Below are 22044 nucleotides of genomic sequence, written 5' to 3' on the forward strand. Positions count from 1 at the left end.
GATCTGAGCGTGCTTGAACATCAGGAGTTACCTCCGAAGTGGGGGGCTCGCGCATTTCGCCGGGTTTGCCCGGTTGCGCCCTACCTTGGTAACCCGCCCGCACCAGGGGTTCAAGCACCCCCTCTCCTACCGGAGGCCGTAGCCGCCACCCCCGCACGCGGTCGCGTGAACCCCGGCGCGGGCAGCCCGCCCGCGCCCGTCGGACGCTCCCCCCGCGCCGGAGGACCGGCGCCGCTCCCCCGCTCCCCGCTCCGTAAACCCGCCGCTTGGGCCACCCCCCGGTCACGCGGCGCACCCACGGCACCCGGCGGCGGTCCGTCTCCCGGACGGGGCCGGGGCCCCGGGTCTCCTATCCCCCGTAGTACGTGAACCGGGCCACGTGCGGCAGGTCACCGGAAACCAAGGTCAACGACTTCTCGACGGGCTTCCCGAAGGGCCCGTGCCCGGTCCCCCGAGGGTCGGCACGGCCGCTGACGGCCGACCGGGAGCCACGGGGCCGGCACACCGGGTAAGGGCGGGCAGCCGGATGCGACCGGGCAAGGCGGTTCATCGGTCGGCGGCCCGGCGGGGAGGAAGAGGCGGCCCCGGGGGTAGAGGCGGCCCCGGCGGGGGAAGGGGCGGGCGGAGAGAGATGGGGCCCGGCGGCAGAAGAAGGGGGACAGCGGCCGCGCTCCCGGCATGCGCGGAGCGGCACACACCGAGCCCCGTCTCCCGGACCGGGCGCGGAGCCCGGGCCGGGAGGCCGGGCACGGAGCCGGGCCGGCACGGGACCAGGCCGGCCCCTCCGCCGGGCCGAGCTCGGGGGCCGGGCCGGGCCGAGCCGAGCTCGGGGCCGGGCACGGAAGTCGGCCCCGGGCTCGGGGCGGGGCCCCGGGCAGCTCAGTCCTCCCCGCCCTCCAGGTCGCCCTCCGTCTCCAGGAAGGTGCGGCGGAGCCCTTCGAGCACCTCCGGGTCCGGCTCCGCCCACATGCCGCGGCTCTCGGCCTCCAGCAGCCGTTCGGCCATGCCGTGCAGCGCCCAGGGGTTCGCCTCGCGGAGGAAGTCGCGGTTCTCCGGGTCGAGCACATAGGTGCGCGCCAGGGTGTCGTACATCCAGTCGGCGACGACCCCGGTCGTGGCGTCGTAGCCGAACAGGTAGTCGACGGTGGCGGCGAGCTCGAAGGCGCCCTTGTAGCCGTGGCGGCGCATCGCCGCGATCCACCGCGGATTGACCACCCGCGCGCGGAAGACCCGCGAGGTCTCCTCGGTGAGGGTGCGGGTGCGGACCGTCTCCGGGCGGGTGCTGTCGCCGATGTACGCGGCGGGGGCGGTACCCCGGAGCGCGCGGACGGCGGCGACCATCCCGCCGTGGTACTGGAAGTAGTCGTCGGAGTCGGCGATGTCGTGCTCGCGGGTGTCGGTGTTCTTGGCGGCCACGGCGATCCGCCGGTACGCGCTCTCCATCTCCTCGCGCGCCGGGCGGCCGTCGAGGCCGCGGCCGTAGGCGTAGCCGCCCCAGACGGTGTAGACCTCGGCGAGGTCGGCGTCGGTGCGCCAGTCGCGGCTGTCGATGAGCTGGAGCAGGCCCGCCCCGTAGGTGCCGGGCCGGGAGCCGAAGATGCGGGTGGTGGCGCGGCGCTCGTCGCCGTGCTCGGCGAGGTCGGCCCGGGCGTGGGCCCGGACGTGGTTGTCCTCGTCGCTCTCCTCCAGCGAGGCCGCGAGCCGCACCGCGTCGTCCAGGAGCCCGACGACGTGGGGGAACGCGTCCCGGAAGAAGCCGCTGATCCGCAGGGTGACGTCGACGCGCGGGCGGCCGAGGTCGGCGAGCGGTACGGGTTCGAGTCCGGTGACGCGCCGCGAGGCGTCGTCCCACACCGGGCGGATGCCGAGCAGCGCGAGCGCCTCGGCGATGTCGTCGCCGGCGGTGCGCATCGCGCTGGTGCCCCACAGCGACAGTCCGACGGACTCGGGCCAGCGGCCGGTGTCGGCGCGGTAGCGCTCCAGGAGGGAGTCGGCGAGCGCGGAGCCGGTCTCCCAGGCGAGCCGGCTGGGGACGGCCTTGGGGTCGACGGAGTAGAAGTTGCGGCCGGTCGGCAGCACGTTGACGAGTCCGCGCAGCGGTGACCCGGACGGCCCGGCGGGGACGAAGCCGCCGCCGAGGGCGCGCACGGCGTTCCGGATCTCGTCACCGGTGGCGGCCAGCCGGGGCACCACCTCGCGGGCGGCGAAGCGGAGCACGGCGGCTACGGCGGCGGGGTCCTCCCGGGGGCCGTCGAGGGCCGCGGGGACGCCGGCGGGGCGTCCGGTCTCCGGGGCCGCGCCGGTGCCGGGTTCGGGGGCGGTTTCGGGGGCGGTTTCGGGGGCGGCGCCGGTGCCGGAGGCGGTGCCCGGTTCGGGGCCGGATTCGGTCCCGGGACGGGGTTCCGTCCCAGAGGCGGCGCCGGTGCCGGAGGCGGAGGCCGTGCCGGAGGCGGAGGCCGTGCCGGAGGCGGAGGCCGTGCCGGAGGCGGAGGCCGTGCCGGGGACGGAGGCGTTCTCCGGGCCGGCGTCGGCGCCCGTGCCGCACACCGCCCCGACCACGCCCTCCACGGCGGCCGGGTCCCAGCCCGCCTCCTCCATGGCCTCGACCAGGGCGCGGGCCCGTTCCTCGGCCTCGTCCGCCCCGCCGCGGGTGGCCGCCGACTCGTCCAGGCCCAGGGCCTCGCGCAGTCCGGGCAGGGCGGTGGTGCCGCCCCAGATCTGCCGGGCGCGCAGGACGGCGAGGACGAGGTTGACCCGCTCCGGCCCGGCCGGAGCCTGCCCGAGCACGTGCAGTCCGTCGCGGATCTGCGCGTCCTTGACCTCGCACAGCCAGCCGTCGACGTGCAGCAGGAAGTCGTCGAAGCCGTCGTCGTCCGGGCGGTCGTCCAGGCCGAGGTCGTGGTCGAGCCGGGCGGCCCGGATGAGGGTCCAGATCTGGGCGCGGATGGCGGGGAGCTTGGCGGGGTCCATCGCGGAGATGGACGCGTATTCGTCCAGCAGCTGTTCGAGGCGGGCGATGTCCCCGTAGGACTCGGCGCGCGCCATGGGCGGGACGAGGTGGTCGACGAGGGTGGCGTGCGCGCGGCGCTTGGCCTGGGTGCCCTCACCCGGGTCGTTGACGAGGAACGGGTAGACCAGCGGCAGGTCGCCGAGCGCGGCGTCGGGCGCGCAGTCCGCGGAGAGCGCCGCGTTCTTGCCCGGCAGCCACTCCAGATTGCCGTGCTTGCCGAGGTGGACCATGGCGTCGGCGCCGAAGCCGCCGTCCTCGGGGCGGGCGGCGATCCAGCGGTAGGCGGCCAGGTAGTGGTGGGAGGGCGGCAGATCGGGGTCGTGGTAGATCGCGACGGGGTTCTCGCCGAAGCCGCGCGGCGGCTGGATCAGCACCAGCAGATTGCCGTGACGGAGGGCGGCGAGGACGATCTCGCCGTCCGGGTCCCGGCTCCGGTCGGTGAACAGCTCGCCGGGCGGCGGCCCCCAGTGCTCCTCGACGCGCTCGCGCAGTACGCGCGGCAACCGCTCGTACCAGCGGCGGTAGTCGGCGGCGGGGATGCGGACGGGGTTGCGGGCGAGCTGTTCCTCGGTGAGCCAGTCCTGGTCGTGCCCGCCCGCCTCGATCAGGGCGTAGATCAGTTCGTCTCCGTCGCCGGAGGCGAGCCCGGGGAGCGCGCCGGGCCCGTCCTCCGGACCGAGGTCGTAGCCCTCCGCGCGCAGGGCGCGCAGCAGGGCGACGGCGCTGGCGGGGGTGTCGAGGCCGACGGCGTTGCCGATCCGGGAGTGCTTGGTGGGGTAAGCGGACAGCACCAGCGCGAGGCGTTTGCGCGCGGCCGGGATGTGCCGCAGCCGGGCGTGGCGCACGGCGATCCCGGCGACACGCGCGGCGCGTTCGGGGTCGGCGGCGTAGACGGGCAGCCCGTCCTCGTCCACCTCCTTGAAGGAGAACGGCACGGTGATGAGCCGCCCGTCGAACTCGGGCACGGCGATCTGCGTCGCGGCGTCCAGCGGCGACAGCCCTTCGTCGTTCTCCTCCCAGGCGGCCCGCGGCCCGGTGAGGCAGAGAGCCTGCAGGATCGGTACGCCGAGCGCGGCGAGGGCGCCCGCGTCCCAGGACTCGTCGTCCCCGCCGGCGGAGGCCGCGGCGGGCTTGGTGCCGCCGGCGGCGAGGACGGTGGTGACGACGGCGTCGGCCTCGCCCAGCGCCTCGATCAGCCCGGGCTCCGGGGCGCGGAGGGAGGCCACGTACAGCGGCAGCGGGCGGCCGCCGACCTCCTCGACGGCCCGGCAGAGGGCCTCCACGAAGGCGGTGTTGCCGCTCATGTGGTGGGCCCGGTAGTAGAGCACGGCGATGACCGGGCGGCCCGTGGCACCGGGGCCGGCGGAGCCCGGCGCGGCGGTGCCGGGTCCGGTGGCGGCATCGGTGGTGCCCGGGCCGGCGGTGCCGGCCTCGGCGGCGCCGGGAGCCGCTTCCGGCATGGGGGTGCGTTCCAGCGGGCCCCAGCTCGGGGCGGGTTCCGGCGGGGCGAAGCCGTGGCCGGTCAGCAGCACCGTGTCGGAGAGGAACCGGGCGAGCTGCCCGAGGTTGGCCGGGCCGCCGTGCGCCAGGTAGGCGTGGGCCTCGGCGGCGATGCCGACGGGGACCGTGGACGCCGCCATCAGCTGGGCGTCGGGCGCCTGTTCACCGGTGAGGACGACGACCGGACGCTCCCCGGCGAGCAGCGCGTCGAGCCCGTCCTGCCAGGCGCGGATGCCGCCGAGCAGCCGTACGACGACGAGTTCGGTGCCCTCCAGCAGCGCGGGCAGCTCGTCGAGCCGGAGCCGGGAGGGGTTGCCCAGCCGGTACGGGACGGGGCCCCCGGCGGCGCGGGCGCTCAGCAGATCGGTGTCGGACGTCGACAGCAGCAGGATCACGGGCACTCGCTTCGCGGTGTCGTGGCGGACCGGCGGGCCGGCCCGGCCTGCCGGAGGGGAACGGCGACGCCCCGGGCCGGGGTATGGCCGGAGGGGACGCGGGAGGACGAAGCGGGATCCGGCCGGGCGGGGTTCGTCCGGGCGCGATTCCGGGTCGAGTTGAGCCGGGCGGGGTCCGGCCGGGCGCTATTCGGGGTCGAGTCGGGCCGGGCGGGGATCCGCCCGGCGGGGATCCGGACCGGATCCGGCTGGGAAGAGTGGGACGGAGCAAAGCTCGGCCGGGCGGGGTTCCGGGCCGGATTCGGCCGGAAGGGACCGGACCGGGCGGAGCCGGACCGGGCGGAGCGCGGCCCGACCGGCTTCCAGGCGGAGCCCGGCCGGGCGGAGTTCAACCGCGCAGGAACCCGGGCGGAGTTCAGCCGGGCAGGGTGGTGCGGGGTCGGCGGGCCCGGGGTCAGGGAACGCGGAATCCGGCGGCACGGGGTGCGGGACCGCGGGGCCGGGGCCGGGGCCGGGGACGGTATCCGGGAATGGCGGGACCGGGGGCGGCGGAGCCGGCCACGGCAGGGCCGAGAGCGCATGCGGCAGCGTGCCTTCCTCGGGGTCCTCGCCCCGGGTCGGTGGCGGACGGCGGGAGTTCCTGACTCACGCGGCGGTGCTGCTGCCGCGCTCACAGTGGCGGGACCGTGCCGGATTCACACCGGCTTCCTCCCCTGGCGCCGTCCATGGCGTCGTCGGACCCGCTCGGGGCCCGACGGTGAGCATAGTAAGGGCAGCGGGGCCGCTCGCGGCACGGTGCCTCCGCGGCCGGCCCGGCGGTGACCGAGAGAACACCGGCCGCCCGCCGGCCCCCGGAACACCGGCGCGCATCACACCAACCCGGCCGAAACCGGGACGGCTTCCGCCCGCTCACGAACCGTCCGGCCGGTGTCGCGCACTTCTCCCGCCGCAGCCGGTTTCCGGCTCAACCTCCGCCCTTGAACAGGGATTTCACCGGCTTCGGGGCGGCCCCGGAGCGGCCCGTCCCGGCAGTTCCGACCCCCGCCCGCCGCGGTGCGCCCCCGGCCACGAGACCCCACGGGCGCCGCCATCGGGCATCTGTATGCTCGCCGCCATGCCCTCCCCCGCCACACCCTGCCCCGGCATGCCCGGACCGCCCCGGCGCGGGCGCGACGACGCCTGCCCCGGAGCGTTGCGTCTGCACAGCGCCGATGACGGTGCCTTGGCACGGGTGCGCCTGCCGGGCGGATTGCTCACGAGCCGTCAGGCGCGCTGTCTTGCCGATGTGGCCGAGGATTTGGGGGACGGGGAGCTTGAGCTGACCTCCCGCGGCAATGTGCAGGTACGGGGTCTTCCCGATGATTGCGGTCGCCAACTCGCCGACCGTCTCCACCCCGTGGGACTCCTCCCCTCCGAGACCCATGAGCGCGTCCGCAATATGGTGGTTTCCCCGTTGAGCGGACTGGACGGCAACGGCCGCGCGGATGTCCGCGACTGGGTGCGCGCGCTCGACGCCCTGCTCTGCGCGAACCCGGGCGCGGCGGCGCTTTCCGGACGTTTTCTCTTCGCCGTGGACGACGGCCGCGGCGACGCCGCCGCCCTCGGCGCGGATGTGACGATCGTCGCAACCGGCGCCGGTGGCGCGGAGCTCCGCATCGGGGCGGGCGGCCCCCGGGTTCGGGTCACGGCCGAGGAGGCGCCGCGCGCGGCCGTCGCCGCCGCCGAAGCGTTCCTGCACGCCGCGGCGGAGAGCGGCACCCGTGCCTGGCGCGTCCGGGACCTGCCCCGCCGGACCGCCGAGTCCGGGGGACCCGGCGGCCCGGGCGAGCCCGGCGGACGCACCGGGCCGCCTCCTTCCGCGGCGCCGGATGCTCCGGGGAACCATGCTTTGGACGCGGATCTGCTGCGGCACCATCTGTCCCGCGCGGGTGTCGCGTGGAGGCCGGCGGAAGAACCGGCACCCGGACCCGCGCACGCGGGCGACCGCCCGGCGACCGGCCCTGGGCCGGAACGGGCGACCGGGTCGGCGGCGGGCTCCCCGGCCGGCCGGGTCATCGCACCGGCTCGACGGCCGGTTCCCGCACCGGCCCCCGCGCCGGCCGCCGGCCCCGCCCCCGGGCTGATCCGCGGCCCGGCCCCCGCCGGCCGGTGCGCCCTGTCGGTGACCGCGCCCCTGGGCCGGTACTCCGCCGCGCAGTGGCGGCTACTGGCGGAGACAGCCGAGCGCTCGGGTGACACGGAGCTCCGCACCACCCCCTGGCGCGGAGTCGTCGTTCCCGGTCTCCCGCCGGACGCGGGCCCGGCGGCTCTGCGGCGGCTGGCCGACGCGGGTCTCGTCACCGCCCCGGACTCCCCCTGGTTCGGGGTCGGTTCCTGCGCCGGGCGGCCCGGCTGCGCCAAGTCCCTGGCGGACGTACGGGCGGACGCCGCGCGGGCTGTACGAAGCGGCCGCGCGGAGCGCGCGACGATCCCCGGCGGCCCGGCCACCGGCCCGGCCATGGACGGCGCGACCACCGACCCGGCAACGGACGGCCCGGCCACCGACGATATGGCCGCGGACCGGCCCACGCACGCGATCACGAACCGCCCGGCCGGCGACCCCACCACGGCCGGCCCGGCCGCGGACCGTCCGGCCCGGGCTCAGCGCCCCACGGCTCCCGCGCCGGACGGCCCGTCCGCCCGGACGGACGTCTCCGGCCCGCCGACCCATGCCTCCGGCGGCCCAAGTGACGTGTCGACCCGCCCGGTTGACCACTCCGGCCTTCCCGCGGGCGCCACCGCGCCCGTCCGCGGTACGGCGGCGGTCCTGCCCGTGTACTGGTCCGGCTGCGAGCGCCGCTGTGGTCGTCCGAACGACGGCGGGCCCTGGATCGACGTCCTCGCCACCGGCGACGGCTACCGGGTGGCCGTCAACGGCACGCCGCCGGCGGCCCGTTCGGCGGCGCCGGTGCGGGTGCCACCCGGCCGGGCCGCCGCCGCGATCGCCGCTGTGGCCCGCGCGGCGAGTACCGACGGCACCACGCACCCGGCCCACCCGGCGCATACGGCGCCCCCGTCGGACGCCACCGGCACGGCGCTCGGAACGCTCGCCACGCCGGGCGGAACGGACCCGGCGGGCGGCACGGCGGACGGGACAGGCGGGACAAGCGGCAGCACCCCGGACCGTACAAGCGGCGCCCCGGACGTGACCGGCGCCGCCGGCCCCGGCGGCCGGAGCGGGTCCCAGCGGCACACACACCCCGGCACTCCGGGCGGCACCGGCGGCCCGGACGGCACCACACGAGCGAGGACGACTCCGTGACCGGTTACGAGTACGAGAAGGACGGCGCGGCCATCTACCGCCAGTCCTTCGCCACCATCCGCGCCGAGGCGGATCTCGGCGGCCTGCCCGCGGACGTGTCCCGGGTCGCCGTCCGGATGATCCACGCCTGCGGCATGACCGACCTGCCCGGCGACCTCGCCCACACCCCGGGGGTCGTGGCCCGCGCCCGGGAGGCGCTGCTCGCCGGCGCGCCGGTCCTCTGTGACGCGCGGATGGTCGCCAGCGGCGTCACCCGCAAGCGGCTGCCCGCGGACAACGAGGTGCTGTGCACCCTCTCCGACCCCCGCGTCCCCGCGCTGGCGCGCGAACTCGGCACCACGCGCAGCGCCGCCGCCCTGGAGCTCTGGCGCGACCGCCTGGAGGGCGCCGTGGTCGCCGTAGGCAACGCGCCGACGGCCCTGTTCCGGCTGCTGGAGATGGTGACGGAGGGCGCGCCCCGCCCGGCGGCGGTCATCGGCGTGCCCGTCGGCTTCATCGGCGCGGCGGAGTCCAAGGAGGCCCTGATCGCGCACCCGGCGGGCCTCGAACACCTGGTGGTGCGGGGACGGCGCGGCGGCAGCGCGATGGCCGCCGCCGCGATCAACGCGATGGCGAGTGAGGCAGAGTGAGCGAGCAGCAGGAGCGGCACACGGCACCGGAGGCGGCGACGGGCCGGCTCTACGGTGTGGGCCTCGGCCCGGGCGATCCGTCCCTCATGACCGTGCGGGCCGTGGAGGTCATCGCCGGGGCGGACGTCGTGGCGTACCACAGCGCCCGGCACGGCCGGAGCATCGCCCGCTCGATCGCCGAGCGCCATCTGCGGCCCGGCCACATCGAGGAGCGCCTGGTCTACCCGGTCACCACGGAGACCACCGACCATCCCGGCGGCTATCGGGGCGCCCTGGAGGAGTTCTACGAGGAGGCGGCCGCCCGGCTCGCGGCCCATCTGGACGCGGGGCGTTCGGTGGCGGTGCTCGCGGAGGGCGATCCGCTCTTCTACGGCTCGTACATGCATATGCACAAGCGGCTCGCGGACCGCTATCCGACCGAGGTGATCCCCGGTGTCACCTCGGTGAGCGCCGCCGCCGCGCGGCTCGGCACACCGCTGGTGGAGGGCGAGGAGGTGCTGACGATCCTCCCCGGCACCCTGCCGGAGGAGGAGCTGACGGCTCGGCTGGCCTCGACCGACGCGGCCGCCGTCATGAAACTCGGCCGCACGTTCCCCGCCGTGCGGCGCGCGCTGGAGCGGTCCGGCCGGCTGGCCGAGGCGCGGTACGTGGAGCGGGCCACGATGGCGGCGGAGCGCACGGGGCCGCTGGCGGAGGTGGACCCCGGCTCGGTGCCGTACTTCTCGGTGGCGGTCCTGCCGAGCCGGGTGGGCACCCGGCAGCGGGACACCGGGGCCCCGGCCGCGCGGGTGCCGGTCATCGCCGGCACCGCTGCGGCTGGCACCGTTGCGGAATCCGCGGTCCGGACGGCCACCGCCCCGGCCGCCGCCACCGCGTCCGACGCCGCTGCCGCCCCCGCCGATCCGGAGTCCGCCGCTCCGCCGTCCGCTCCCGGCGCCGCCGCTGCGGCTCCCGCCCCGGCGGAGCACGCCCCGGCCACCGTCCCCGTCACTCCGGCCACCGCGCAGGTGCCGGCCGTCGCAGCCACCGCTGCGGCCCCCGCCCCGGCCGTGACCCCGGTCACTGCCGCCCAGGCCGCCACCGCCCCGGACTCCGCTGCCGCGGCGGCCACCACCCCGGCCGCCCTCTCCGTCACCACCACTCCGGCCACCGCCGCCGCGCCCGCCGCCGCGCCTCCCGGCGCCGGCGAGGTCGTCGTGGTCGGGCTCGGTCCGGCCGGGCCGCTGTGGCTGACGCCGGAGGCGCGCGGCGAACTGGCCGCCGCGGACGACCTGGTGGGCTACACCACCTACCTCGACCGGGTGCCGGTGCGGCCCGGTCAGCGGCGGCACGCCTCCGACAACAAGGTCGAGTCCGAGCGTGCCGAGTTCGCCCTCGATCTGGCCCGCAAGGGCCACCGGGTCGCCGTGGTGTCCTCGGGCGATCCGGGGGTGTTCGCGATGGCGACCGCCGTCCTGGAGGTGGCGTCCGAGGACCCGTACCGCGAGGTGCCGGTGCGGGTGCTGCCCGGGATGACGGCGGCGCACGCGGCCGCCGCCCGCGCGGGCGCGCCCCTCGGGCACGACTACGCGGTGGTGTCGCTCTCCGACCGGCTGAAGCCGTGGGAGGTGATCGCCGGGCGGCTGCGGGCCGCGGCGGCGGCCGATCTCGTCCTGGCGCTCTACAACCCCGGGTCGCGCAGCCGGATCCACCAGGTGGGCAAGGCCCGCGAACTGCTGCTGGAGCACCGGGCACCGCACACGCCCGTCGTGGTGGCCCGGGACGTGGGCGGCCCGGAGGAGAGCGTACGCATCGTACGGCTGGCCGAACTCGACCCGGACCAGGTGGACATGCGCACCATTCTGCTGGTCGGCTCGACGCAGACGCGAGCGGTCACGCGCGGCGACGGCAGGGAGATCGTCTGGACCCCCCGCCGCTACCCGGACCGATGACGGCGCCGCGGCCCGCGGCGGTCGGGCCCGCAGCCGGGAGCGGGCCGACCGCGCCGGACGCGCACCGGTCCCGGACGGGCACGTATCGGACGGGCACGTATCGGACGGGCACGTATCGGTCCGGGCCGGACGACGGGCGGCAGCGGCGGGTCTGCTGCCGGCCGGGTGGCAGGCGGCGCGCGTCCACACGGCGCGTGGCGCGCCCCTTCGGCGCGGAAGGGGCTTCGCGCCCCGGTGCCGTACGGGTCCCCGTTCCGGCCGCCCGGGCCCGCAGCGCCCGGGACAGCGGACGCCGGACCCCAGCCGGTGGGGACGCCACGGGACCGGGACGGCCCCGGCCCGGCACCGTCACGCCCGGTACGGACACCCGGAACGAGGGGGCCTGGCGCCCGGGCGGTCCCGCCACCGGGCGGGGAACTGGAGGACGGGCCACGGGTACCCGCGCACGGCGGTTCCCGTCATCCCGTCCGGTTCCGCAACCATGCGACGGCCCCCGCCACGTCGGCCGCCGCCGGCACCCCCGCGGGCGCCTCCGGCCGCGTGACGACGACCACCGGCAGGCCGGCCCGCCGGGCCGCCGTCAGCTTGGCGGCGGTGGCCGCGGCACCGCTGTCCTTGGTCACCAGGACGTCGATGCCGTACCGGCGCAGCAGTTCGGTCTCCCCCTCCACCGTGAACGGCCCGCGCGCGAGCAGCACTTCGGTGCGGGGCGGGAACGGCGGCTCCGGGGGGTCCACGGACCGCACGAGGAACCAGAGCCCGGTGAGGCCCGCGAAGGCGGCGAGCCCCATGCGCCCCGTCGTCAGGAACACCCGTTCCCCGAGGTGCGGGAGCAGCCCCGCGGCGGCCTCCAGGGAGGCGACGGGGTACCAGTCGTCGCCCGGTCCGGCCGTCCAGCCGGGCCGGCGCAGGGCGAGCAGGGGAATATGGGTCCCGGCGGCGGCGCGGGCCGCGTTGCGGCTGATGGTGCCGGCGAAGGGATGAGTGGCGTCGATGAGCGCGTCCACCCGGTGCTCGCGCAGCCACCGGGCCAGGCCCTCGGGGCCGCCGAACCCGCCGACGCGGACCTCCCCGGCGGGCAGCCGCGGCCGGGCGACCCGCCCGGCGAGCGAGCTGGTGACCCGCAGCCCCGGATCGGCGGCCAGCTCCCCGGCGAGCCGCCGGGCCTCCTCGGTGCCCCCGAGGATCAGCACATGGCGTCGCATCCGTCCCCTCCCGGCTCTCCGCGCGGCTCTGCGCACTGCTCACGCTGCCGGGACATCTTCTCCGACCGGCCTTCCCGCGACTCCGCGCGGGTCCGGCCACGGCGAGCCGACGACCGGGCCGAGCCCTGCCCAGGGCTGGAGCATCGAGGGCTCGGAGCACGGGAACCCGGAGACCGGATGCGCACGGACGGTGGCCGGCGGACCGGAATCCCGCGGACCGGTGGCTCAGCGGCCAGGTGCTCACGGGCCGAGCACTCACGGCCGGGTGTTCACCGGCCGGGAGTTCGCGGACCGGAAGCCCGGGGGCCGGGGATCCACGGACCGGAGCACCGGACAGCCGGGCACGGCCTCCGCGACCGCATGGCCGGACACCCCTTGGCCCCGGAGGTATCGCGCGAGACCCCGGCCCGGCAGCCGTACGGCCACTCGACGCCCCTTCCCCCACCGGTCACCCGGAGCGCCACATGAACACCCCTGATCCCACCCACGCCACAAGCCCCGAAGGATCCGGACAAGGCGCGGACACACCGCCGACTCCGCGAACCCCCGCCTCCACCGGCACCCCGGGCTCCCCCGACACCCCGGGCGGCGCGAACTTCCCCGGCACCGGGAAGGCCCCGGGCTCCCGGGGCACCCCGGAGCCGTCGGGGGGCGCCGGCGGCCGCGCCGCGCAGCTCGCGCGCACCGGTCTGCGTCCCGGCTGGACCACGGGCGCCTGTGCGACCGCCGCCGCCACCGCCGCGTACACGGCGCTGCTCACCGGCCGCTTCCCCGACCCGGTGACCATCACCCTGCCCCGGGGCCAGACCCCGGCCTTCGCCCTCGCCACCGAGGAGTTGCGGTCCGCGGAGGGCCGGGCGGCGGCCGGTGTCGTCAAGGACGCGGGCGACGACCCGGACGTCACGCACGGAGCGCTGGTCCGCGCGACGGTGCGCCTCCTGCCACCGGGAAGCGGGGTCGTCTTCCGCGCCGGCCCGGGCGTCGGTACGGTCACCAAGCCCGGCCTGCCGCTGGCCGTCGGGGAACCGGCCGTCAATCCCGTCCCCCGGCGGATGATGCGCGAGCACATCGCCGGCGTGGCGGCGCGGCACGGCGGTTCCGGTGATGTGGAGATCGAACTGTCCGTCGACCGGGGCGAGGAGATCGCGCGTTCCACCTGGAACCCGCGGCTGGGCATCCTGGGCGGCCTGTCGATCCTGGGCACGACCGGTGTCGTGGTGCCCTACTCGTGCTCCGCGTGGATCGACAGCATCCGGCGCGGCATCGACGTCGCGCGGGCGGCCGGACGCACCCATGTGGCGGGCTGCACCGGCTCGACCTCCGAGCGGACCGCCGTCGCGGAGCACGGCCTGCCGGAGGACGCGCTGCTGGACATGGGCGACTTCGCGGGGGCCGTGCTCAAGTACCTGCGGCGCCACCCGGTGCCGCGCCTCACGATCGCGGGGGGTTTCGCCAAGCTGTCGAAGCTGGCCGCGGGCCACCTGGATCTGCACTCGGGCCGTTCACAGGTCGACAAGGGCTTCCTCGCGGACCTCGCCCGCCGGGGCGGGGCGGACGAGGAACTGGCCGCCGCCGTGGCCGGGGCCAACACCGGTCTGGAGGCGCTCCAGCGCTGCGCGGCGCGCGGGGTGCCGCTGGGCGATCTGGTGGCGGAGGCGGCGCGCGGGACGGCCCTCGGGGTGCTGCGCGGCGAACCGGTCACCGTCGACGTGCTGTGCGTAGACCGGGCCGGCACCGTCGTCGGACGCGCCGCCCCGGCGGGGCCGTCCCGCACCGGCCGCCCGGAGCGCTGACCCGGCACCCCCCGGCACCGCGCAGGACCACCCACACCCCCAACACAGGCACCATCACCGACCACGCCACCCCGACGGAGCCGCCCCACACCGGCCACCCGAAGCACTGACCCCCGGCACCGCGCAGGGCGGACGCCCGCCTCCAGCCCAGGCACCATCACCAACCACCCGGCGGAGCCGACCCCCGCCGACCGCCCGGAGCACCGACCCCGGCACCGCGCAGGGCCACCCCCGCCCCGGGCACAGGCACCGTCACTGACCGCGCCACCCCGGCGGAGCCGACCCGCGTCGCCCCTCCGGAGCACTGACCCGCCGCACCGCCGCGCGTCGTACGCACCCGCGTCCCGGCCCGCCGCACGGGGCGGGCACCCGTTCCGGCCACCCCCGCGCACGCGTGCACCGCATACTCCGGGAGGACGGTCACCGACCCGCCCGCACCCGCCAACCGGCGGCAAGGCCACGTCCGGGGGCAACGGCCCGCACCGGCCACCCCGCACCCGCCCGCCCCGCGCACCCGGGGCGGACCGTCACCGTTCCGGTGCGCTCCCGCCGGCCGGGGCCGGGCCGCCGTCCGGGGCGGCGGTTTCGCAGCGGTCGCGTTCCGCCGAGTACAGATGGCTGTCCGGGAACTGCTCGGCGCCAAGGGTGCGGCCGACCATGATGACCGCCGTGCGCGTCACCCCGGCCGCCCTGATCTGGTCGGCGATGCCGCCCAGCGGGCCCCGGAGCACCAGTTGGTCCGGGCGGCTCGCCATGGCCACCACCGCGGCGGGGCAGCCGGCCCCGTAGTGCGGCAGCAGTTCGGCGACGACCCGGTCCGCGTACCGGGCGGCCAGGTGCAGGACGAGCAGCGCCCCGCTGCGCCCCAGGGTGGCCAGGTCCTCGCCGTCCGGCATGGGGGTGGCCTGCTGGGCGACGCGGGTGAGGATGACCGTCTGGCCGACGGCCGGCACGGTCAGCTCCCGCCCGAGCGCCGCGGCCGCCGCCGCGAACGCCGGTACGCCGGGCACCACTTCGTACGGCACCCCGGCCGCGTCCAGCCGCCGCATCTGCTCCGCGACCGCGCTGAACACCGAGGGGTCCCCGGAGTGCAGCCGGGCCACGTCGTGGCCCGCGCGATGGGCGTCCACCAGCTCGGCCGTGATCTGGTCAAGGTTCAGCCGTGCCGTGTCCACGAGCCGCGCGTCCGGCGGGCACGCGGCGAGCAGTTCGCGCGGCACCAGGCTGCCCGCGTACAGGCAGACGGCGCACGAGGCCAGCAGGCGCTGCCCGCGCACCGTGATCAGGTCGGCGGCGCCGGGCCCGGCGCCGATGAAGTACACCGTCATCGTTCTACTCCTCGGTCCGGCCTCCCGGCCGGCGTGTGGTGTGCCACAGTGCGCTCTGCCGGCGCGTGGCCCGCGGGCGCGTGTCCCGTCGGCGCGGGCGCTGTTGACGTTCGGTCCGTCCGCGCACTGCCGACGGCTCGGACCGTCCGCGCGCCGCCGGTGTTCGTCCCCCGGCGTGGTCTGGGCGTGCCGTCCGCCCGCGTCACTCCGCCGGTGTCCGCTCCACCGGCTCCCGCACGCGCGGCCCCGGCTCTCCCGGACTCCGCTCCCCCGGCTTGGCCACCGCCCACTGCGTGACCGGCATCGCCGGCCGCCAGCCCGTGAACCCCCCGACGGGGGCGGCGTGGGAGACGGCGATCCGCACCAGCTGGCCACCGTGCCGCCGGTACCACTCCGCCAGCAGTGCCTCGGACTCCAGCGTCACCGTGTTGGCGACCAGCCGCCCTCCGGCGGGCAGCGCCGCCCAGCACGCCTCCAGCAGTCCGGGGGTGGTGAGCCCGCCGCCGACGAACACCGCGTCGGGCGGCCCGGGCCGGGCCCCGCGCCGGTCTTCCGGCCCGTTCCCCCGCCCGTCCGCGAGGCCCCCGTCCGCGGGCCCCTCCGCGCATCCCTCCGCGAGTCCCTCCAGGGCTTCCGGGGCCGCCCCGGTGACCACCCGCAGCGCGGGCACCCCCAGCCGCTCCGCGTTCCGCCGGATGCGCGCGGCCCGTACGGGGTCGCGCTCCACGCTCACGGCCCGGCAGCCGCGGCCGGCACGCATCCACTCCACGGCGACGCTGCCGGAGCCGCCGCCGATGTCCCACAGCAGTTCGCCGGGCGCCGGGGCGAGCGCGGCCAGCGTGGCCGCCCGCACATGGCGCTTGGTGAGCTGCCCGTCGTGCTCGTACGCCCCGTCCGGGAGCCCGGGCACGGCGGACAGCCGGCGGCCGCCCGGCGCGGGACGGCACTCGACGGCGACGACGTTCAGCGGATCGCCGGGCGGGTGCGGCCAGTCGGTGGCCGTTCCCTCGAACCGGCGTTCCCGCGCGCCGTCCCCCAGCTGTTCGAGCACCGTCATCCGGCTCGGCCCGTAGCCGCGGTCGCACAGCAGAGCCGCCACGTTGGCCGGGGTGCCGGCGCCCGCGCTCAGGACGAGCAGCCGCCGGCGCGCGTACAGGGCGGCGGCCAGCGCCGCGACCGGCCGGCCCACCAGGCTGACCACCTCGGTGTCCTCGACGGCCCATCCCAGCCGGGCACAGGCGTACGAGACCGACGAGGCGTGCGGCAGCACCCGCAGCCGCTCCGCGCCGACGGCCCGGGCCAGGGTCCGCCCGATGCCGTGGAACATCGGGTCCCCGCTGGCCAGGACGGCCACCCGGCGACCGGCGTGCTCGGCGAGCAGCCGGGGCACGGCGGGGCGCAGCGGTGACGGCCAGGGCACCTGCCGGGCCGTGCAGCCGGGCGGCAGCAGGGCGAGCTGGCGAGGGCCGCCGATGACGGTCCCGGCGCGGCGCAGGGCCTCCCGGGCGTCCTCACCGAGCCCGTGCCAGCCATCGGCGCCGATCCCGACCACGGTGACCGTGTCCGGCGCGGGGCCGGCGCCGGGGCGCGGTGCCTCGTCGTCGCTCATCACGAACCTCTTCCCGGGGTGTCCTCGCCCCTGGTGCGGCGGATCGGCGACGGGCCAGTCTCCTGGCTGCCGGATCAGCGCTCGCCCCGGCCTTCCGGCCCGCGGGGGGCCGTGGCTCGGATGGGGTCCGCTCCCCGGTCACAGTGGCGGGACCGCGCCGGATTCGCACCGGCTTCCTGGTTCCCGTCGCCTCGTTGGGGAGCATCCTCCCGCATCGGTGCGGACGGGTGTGCGACGGCCTCCGCCCTTGTGTGCGACGCCCGCTCTGAGCTGCGATAATTTAAAATGCATGGCCTATACATGGGTCTATGCTCCGTCCCGTGGACCCGAGACTGGAGCCGAGACTCCCGCCGTTCCGGCGCGCCCTCCCCTGCCCGCCTCCCGGCCGCGGGCACTCCCGCCGGCCCGGCCGGGCCTGTCCGGCGTACCCCTCGAATCGATGTGCCCGGTGCCGGACCGCGCACAACGGGCCCGCGGCGGCGCCACCGGCCGGTAGAAAGAAGGCCACGGAGCGCCGCCCCGCGGCTCCGGGCCCGGCCGCCCGCGGCACGGCGGCGCCCGGACGGCACGACGGCCCGGCGGCCGGACATCCCGGCCGCCGCCCGGCGGCAGACCTCATACCGGGGCCCTCGCCCCGCGTACGGGCCTCCGTCATCCGCCGTCCTTCCCTTCCCAAGGTGTGCCATGGTTCGACCCTCGATCGCTTCCTCCACGTTCCGCCGCCGCTTCGTCCGCCCGGCCGCGCTGCTCCTGGCCGCCGCCGCGGTCACGGACCCCTGGGCGCTGGGCGGGGTGGGCGCCGGCTGGGCCGTGGCCGGCCACGTCCTCACCGCGGCCCTGCTCGTCGCTCTCTTCGAGCGGCTGCAGAACGCGCTGCGCTCCTGCGAGCGGGAGACCCTGGACGCCCGGGAGGAGGCCGCCCGGCACGACGCCGAATGGCGTGAGTTCTGCGACCGGCAGGATGCGCGGCGGGAGGAAACGGTCCGGCATCTCGCCGACATCCGGCTCCCCGCCGCCCTGGCGGGTGAACCGGTGCCCGCGGCGCACCCGGCCGAGAGCCACCCCGGCACGGCCCGGGAGTACGAGCGGGTCCTGGCGGCCGCCACCGCCGCCGTGCGGACGGTCCGCGAGCGGGAGGAGTCGCTGCGCCTGGTCGTCGTGGCCCTCGCCCGCCGGGTGCAGGCGTCCTCGCACCGCATCCAGGAGGAGATGGCCGCCCTGGAGGCCCGCCACTCCGCCCACCCGGACGTCCTGGAGGCGAGCATGCGCGGCGACCACGCCGCCGCGCAGCAGGCCCGGATCGCGCAGAGTCTCGCGGTGCTGTGCGGCGAGTGGCCCGGGCAGCAGTGGCAGAAGCCGCACGCGCTGGTGGACGTGGTCCGCGCGGGGGCGTCCCGGATCGTGTCGTACCAGCGCGTCCGGGTCTGCGGCGACCAGGACATCGCGGCGGTGGCGGGTATCGTGGAGCCCCTCGTGCACGTCGTCGCGGAGCTGCTCGCCAACGCCACCCAGTGCGCGCCGCCGACCACCCACGTCGAGGTGACCGTCCGCACCGTGACCCGGGGCGCCGTCATCGAGATCGACGACGCCGGCCTCGGCATGGACGAGTACGCGCTCGAACAGGCCCGCGAGGTCGCCGCCGGACGCCGGCTGCTGGGCTTCGCCGATCTGGGCGAGATCCCGCAGACGGGGCTCGCGGTCGTCGGCCGGTACGCCGAGCGGCACCGGCTCAAGGTCGACCTGCTGCCCTCGCCGTACGGCGGGGTGCGCGCGGTGGTCCTCGTGCCGGGCACCCTGCTGCTGACCCTGGAGCCGACGGCCCTGCCCGCCTCCCGGCGCCCCTCGGCGGGCGAGACCGCGCACGGCGGGACCGGTGCCGTGCCGGCCGGCGCGGCGGCCGTCACCGGCGCCGTGCCCGTACCGCCGTCCGCCGCCACCGGCGGTACGGGACTGCCGCAGCGGCGCTCCAGCCGCCACCGGGCCGCCGTCCCGCCCGTCTCCGAGCTGACCGGTACCGCGAAGCTGCCCCCTCCCCCGCCGCCGCCCTCCCCCGAGCGGGCCGGGGCCTGGATGGGCGCCCTCTTCGCGGGCAGCCGGGCGGGGACCGCCCGGGCGCAGGCGGCGGAGACCGGGGACGAGACGGCGGGGACGGCCGGGCCCGGGGGCCCGGAGACCCCGGAGCCGGAGCGGTCCGCCGCCGCGGCGCCGGGAGGACCGTGGCAGCGCGTCGGCCCCGGCGGCTCCGGCGGCGCGGCCCCGGACCTCCCCGGCCACGACGGCACTCCCGGCCGCGACGGCCATCCGCAGCGCGACGACGACGCCGAAGGACAGCAGAAGTGACGATGCATCAGATGAAGAGCCCGGTCGGCCGCGACTGGATGGTGGCGGACGTCGCCTCCGTGTCCGGCGTACGGCATGTGGTGGTGCTCAGCACCGACGGTCTGCTGATGGCCCGTTCGGAGGGGACCGGCAGGGACAGCGCCGACCGGCTCGCGGCAGCCTGCTCCGGGCTGCAGTCCCTGGCCAAGGGCCTCGGCCGGGAGTTCGGCACCGGCAGCAAGGCCGTGATACAGCAGATGGTCGAGTTCGACGGCGGCTTCCTCTTCATGGTCGCCGCCGGGCAGGGCTCGTATCTGGCCGTCGTCACCGACGTCGCGGTCGACCCGCAGCTGATCGCCCAGCAGATGCGCATCCAGGTCAACCGCATCGGCAGCCATCTGTCCAGCCCGCCGCGGCAAGGCGCCGTCTCGTGACCGCCCCCGGGGAGTATCTGGACACCCCCCTGCGGCCCTATGTGCTCACCGGCGGACGGGCCCGGCCCAGCCGCAACACCGTCGCCCTCGACACCCTGCTCGTCGCCTCCGCCCGGGAGGAGGACCTGCCCGTCTCCGCCAGCCGCCAGGAGCGTGCCCTGGTACGGATGTGCGGCCGGCTGCTGTCCCTGGCGGAGGCCGCGGCGCACCTCGGGCTGCCGGTGAGCACGGTCACCGTCCTCGCCTCGGACCTGGTCGACTCCGGCCACCTCACCGCGCGCACCGGTGTCCCCCCGGCCGCCCGCACCGACCGCGATCTGCTCCAGGAGGTGCTCGATGGTCTCCGCCGGCTCCGCTGACCCCGGCCTCGCCACGCGCCGCGCCCTCCCGCCCGGCGAGCGGTATCTGCCCGACACCGTGGAACGGGCGGTGAAGCTCCTCGTGGTCGGCGCCTTCGGCGTCGGCAAGACCACCCTGATCGGCTCGGTCAGCGAGATCGCGCCGCTGCGCACCGAGGAGGTCATGACGGAGGAGAGCGCCGGCGTCGACGACCTCGCCGGGCTGGCGGGCAAGACCACCACGACCGTGGCGATGGACTTCGGCCGCATCACCCTCAATCCGGGTCTCGTCCTCTACCTCTTCGGCACCCCCGGCCAGCGGAGGTTCTGGGATCTGTGGGAAGGGCTGGCCGAGGGGGCGCTGGGGGTCCTGGTGATGGTCGACACCCGCCGCCTGGAGGACAGCTTCGAGGTGCTGGAGCAACTGGAGGTGCGCGGCCTGCCGTTCGCCGTGGCGGTCAACCACTTCCCCGACACCCCCCGGCACCACACCGTGGAGGATCTGCGCCGCGCCCTCGATCTGCTGGACGAGACGCCCGTCGTGATGTGCGACGCCCGCCTGCGCCCCGCCTCCCGCGACGCCCTGATCACCCTGGTGGAGTTCGTCTCCGCCACCGCCGCACAGGAGGTGCCCCGATGACCGCCCCCGCCCCGCCCCCCGGCTGCCCGGCCCACGGGACCACCACCGGTCTGACGCCGCTGGTGTCCGCGGCCGGCGCCGACGCCCGCCGCGTCTACGAACGGCTGCGCGCCGAGTGGGGCAGCGTCGCCCGCATCGAGCTGGAGCCCGGCGTGCCCGGCTGGCTCGTCCTCGGCTACCGCGAAGTGCTCACCGTCACCCGGCAGGAGAAGACCTTCTCCCGCGACGCCCGGCACTGGCGCGACCTCAACGACGGGGTCGTGCGGCCCGATTCGGCGCTGCTGCCGATGATGGCGCACCGCGACAACGTCATCGGCCACGACGGCACCGAGCACCAGCGGCTGCGCCGCCCCCTCGTGGACGCCGTGGCCGGTGCCGACCAGCGGCGGATGCGCCGCTCCGTGGAAGCGGTGTGCGCGGGGCTGCTCGAGGCGTTCTCGGGGCGCGGCACCGCCGACCTGGTGTCCGAGTACGCCAGGGTGGTGCCGCTGCTGGCCATCGGCGGCCTGTTCGGTCTGGAGCAGACGCAGGCGGGCGAACTGCTGCGCGCCCGCGCGGCCCTGCTGGGAGACGGCGGCCGGCCGCGGCCCGGCGGCCTCCGCTTCGAGGAGATCCTCTCCGCCGTGCTCCGTGACCGCCGCGCGCACCCCGGGAACGATCTCACCTCGGCCTTCCTCGCGCACCCCGACCTCCGGGACGATGCCGAGGTGCTGCGCTCCGTGATCGTCATGATCTCGGCGGGCAACGAGACGACGACCGCGTGGATCGCCAATACCCTCCGGCTGATGCTGACCGACGAGCGCTTCCGCGGCCGGCTGCACGGCGGACGGCTCGGCGTCGACGAGGCGCTCGACGAGGTCCTCTGGCAGGACCCGCCGATGGCCAACTTCCCCGCCCGCTACGCGCTCCACGACACGGAGCTCGGCGGCCGGACGATCCGCTGCGGGGACGTGCTGGTGCTCGGCCTGGCCGCCGCCAACGCGGATCCGGCCGTGCGCCCGTCCGACCCGTACGACATGCTCGGCAACCGGGCGCACCTCGCCTTCTCCTCCGGCGCGCACGCCTGCCCGGCGCAGGTGCCCGCCCGGCTGATCGCCAAGACGGCCGTGGAGACGGCGCTGCGGGGACTGCCCGAGGTCAGCCTGTCGGTGCCCGACGAGGAGCTGCCCTGGCGGGCCTCCCCGTGGACGCACTGCCCGGCCTCCCTCCCGGTGCGCTTCGCCCCGGTGGACACGGGGCGGACGGCGTCCCGGAGCGGGACCGGGGCCGTTCCGGACCGGCCCGGAGCCTCCTCCGGAGCGGCCGGGCGGGGCTGGGCTTCCCCGGGCGGTGCCTCGCCGCACGGGGCCTCGCCGGGGACGGCTTCTTCCGTGGCGGCTGCCGGCGAGGCTTCGCCGGCGGACATGCCCCCCGCTTCCCCGGTGGCGGAATCGCTGCCCGGAGCGCCTCCTCCGGGCGCCCGCTCCTCGGGCGCACCCTCGCCGGGGCTGTCTCCGGCGGGCCTCCCTCCGGCGGGGGCTTTCCCGGCGGACTCCTTCCCCGGCACAGTCCCGTCCGGCAGGGCTCCCTCGGCGCCGGACCGCCCCGCTGGAGCAGGTGCCTGCGGTGCACC

Annotated in this window: 12 protein-coding genes, 1 pseudogene and 2 riboswitches; of the genes and pseudogenes, 9 read left to right on the forward strand and 4 right to left on the reverse strand. The window is 77.1% G+C overall.

Annotated elements, in window-relative coordinates; translation table 11 throughout:
- Positions 1-879: 879 nt before the first annotated feature.
- Entirely contained in the window at positions 880-4650 is a 3771-nt protein-coding gene (locus tag IF83_RS30715; RefSeq protein WP_394297387.1) for a cobaltochelatase subunit CobN, read from the reverse strand.
- A gap of 889 nt (positions 4651-5539) precedes the next feature.
- A riboswitch (cobalamin riboswitch) is annotated at positions 5540-5616 on the reverse strand.
- Positions 5617-6019: 403 nt separating this feature from the next.
- On the opposite strand from IF83_RS30715, the gene IF83_RS35680 reads away from it, so the two are divergent.
- Genes IF83_RS35680 through IF83_RS30720 form a run of 3 tightly spaced genes read left to right on the forward strand, consistent with a single transcriptional unit; the run spans position 6020 to position 10766 of the window.
- Positions 6020-8206 (forward strand): precorrin-3B synthase, encoded by a 2187-nt coding sequence (locus tag IF83_RS35680; protein ID WP_244177222.1) that lies wholly within the window; start codon positions 6020-6022, stop codon positions 8204-8206.
- The gene (locus IF83_RS0126930; RefSeq protein WP_030548535.1) at positions 8203-8835 is read left to right on the forward strand and encodes a precorrin-8X methylmutase; all 633 of its coding nucleotides are present in this window, start codon (positions 8203-8205) and stop codon (positions 8833-8835) included. The genes IF83_RS35680 and IF83_RS0126930 overlap by 4 nt, the downstream gene beginning before the upstream one ends.
- Entirely contained in the window at positions 8832-10766 is a 1935-nt protein-coding gene (locus IF83_RS30720; protein ID WP_051723457.1) for a precorrin-2 C(20)-methyltransferase, read from the forward strand. The genes IF83_RS0126930 and IF83_RS30720 overlap by 4 nt, the downstream gene beginning before the upstream one ends.
- A gap of 458 nt (positions 10767-11224) precedes the next feature.
- Here IF83_RS30720 and IF83_RS0126940 read toward each other — a convergent pair whose 3' ends face one another.
- Positions 11225-11971 carry a cobalt-precorrin-6A reductase gene (locus IF83_RS0126940; protein ID WP_030548538.1) on the reverse strand — a complete coding sequence of 249 codons (747 nt, stop codon included), beginning with the start codon at positions 11969-11971 and terminating at the stop codon, positions 11225-11227.
- 464 nt (positions 11972-12435) lie between these two features.
- Here IF83_RS0126940 and IF83_RS0126950 point away from each other — a divergent pair, with 464 nt between their 5' ends.
- Positions 12436-13764 carry a cobalt-precorrin-5B (C(1))-methyltransferase gene (locus IF83_RS0126950; RefSeq protein WP_244177223.1) on the forward strand — a complete coding sequence of 443 codons (1329 nt, stop codon included), beginning with the start codon at positions 12436-12438 and terminating at the stop codon, positions 13762-13764.
- Positions 13765-14291: 527 nt separating this feature from the next.
- On the opposite strand, the gene cobM is transcribed toward IF83_RS0126950, so the two are convergent.
- Both cobM and IF83_RS0126960 read right to left on the reverse strand, forming a co-directional pair.
- Entirely contained in the window at positions 14292-15092 is an 801-nt protein-coding gene (cobM, locus tag IF83_RS0126955) for a precorrin-4 C(11)-methyltransferase (protein WP_030548542.1), read from the reverse strand.
- Positions 15093-15294: 202 nt separating this feature from the next.
- Positions 15295-16701: a bifunctional cobalt-precorrin-7 (C(5))-methyltransferase/cobalt-precorrin-6B (C(15))-methyltransferase gene (locus tag IF83_RS0126960; protein WP_051723458.1), complete on the reverse strand. Its 1407-nt coding sequence runs from the start codon at positions 16699-16701 to the stop codon at positions 15295-15297.
- A 55-nt stretch (positions 16702-16756) separates the two neighbouring features.
- A riboswitch (cobalamin riboswitch) is annotated at positions 16757-16880 on the reverse strand.
- A gap of 505 nt (positions 16881-17385) precedes the next feature.
- Between IF83_RS0126960 and IF83_RS31405 the strand changes: the two genes are divergently transcribed.
- From IF83_RS31405 to IF83_RS0126985, 5 genes and pseudogenes are all read left to right on the forward strand, one after another.
- On the forward strand, positions 17386-19041 hold the full coding sequence (locus IF83_RS31405) for an ATP-binding protein (RefSeq protein ID WP_051723459.1): 1656 nt from the start codon (positions 17386-17388) through the stop codon (positions 19039-19041).
- 2 nt (positions 19042-19043) lie between these two features.
- Positions 19044-19454: a roadblock/LC7 domain-containing protein gene (locus tag IF83_RS0126970; protein ID WP_030548548.1), complete on the forward strand. Its 411-nt coding sequence runs from the start codon at positions 19044-19046 to the stop codon at positions 19452-19454.
- Positions 19451-19813 (forward strand): DUF742 domain-containing protein, encoded by a 363-nt coding sequence (locus IF83_RS0126975; RefSeq protein ID WP_030548550.1) that lies wholly within the window; start codon positions 19451-19453, stop codon positions 19811-19813. Before IF83_RS0126970 ends, IF83_RS0126975 begins: the two co-directional genes overlap by 4 nt.
- Positions 19791-20432 (forward strand): GTP-binding protein, encoded by a 642-nt coding sequence (locus IF83_RS0126980; RefSeq protein ID WP_030548551.1) that lies wholly within the window; start codon positions 19791-19793, stop codon positions 20430-20432. The genes IF83_RS0126975 and IF83_RS0126980 overlap by 23 nt, the downstream gene beginning before the upstream one ends.
- Positions 20429-21685 (forward strand): annotated as a pseudogene (locus tag IF83_RS0126985) (cytochrome P450); the annotation flags it as partial. The gene IF83_RS0126980 and the pseudogene IF83_RS0126985, both read left to right, overlap by 4 nt.
- Positions 21686-22044: the final 359 nt, after the last annotated feature.

Origin of the sequence: Streptomyces albus subsp. albus (assembly GCF_000719865.1) — a bacterium.
GTDB lineage: Bacteria > Actinomycetota > Actinomycetes > Streptomycetales > Streptomycetaceae > Streptomyces > Streptomyces albus_E.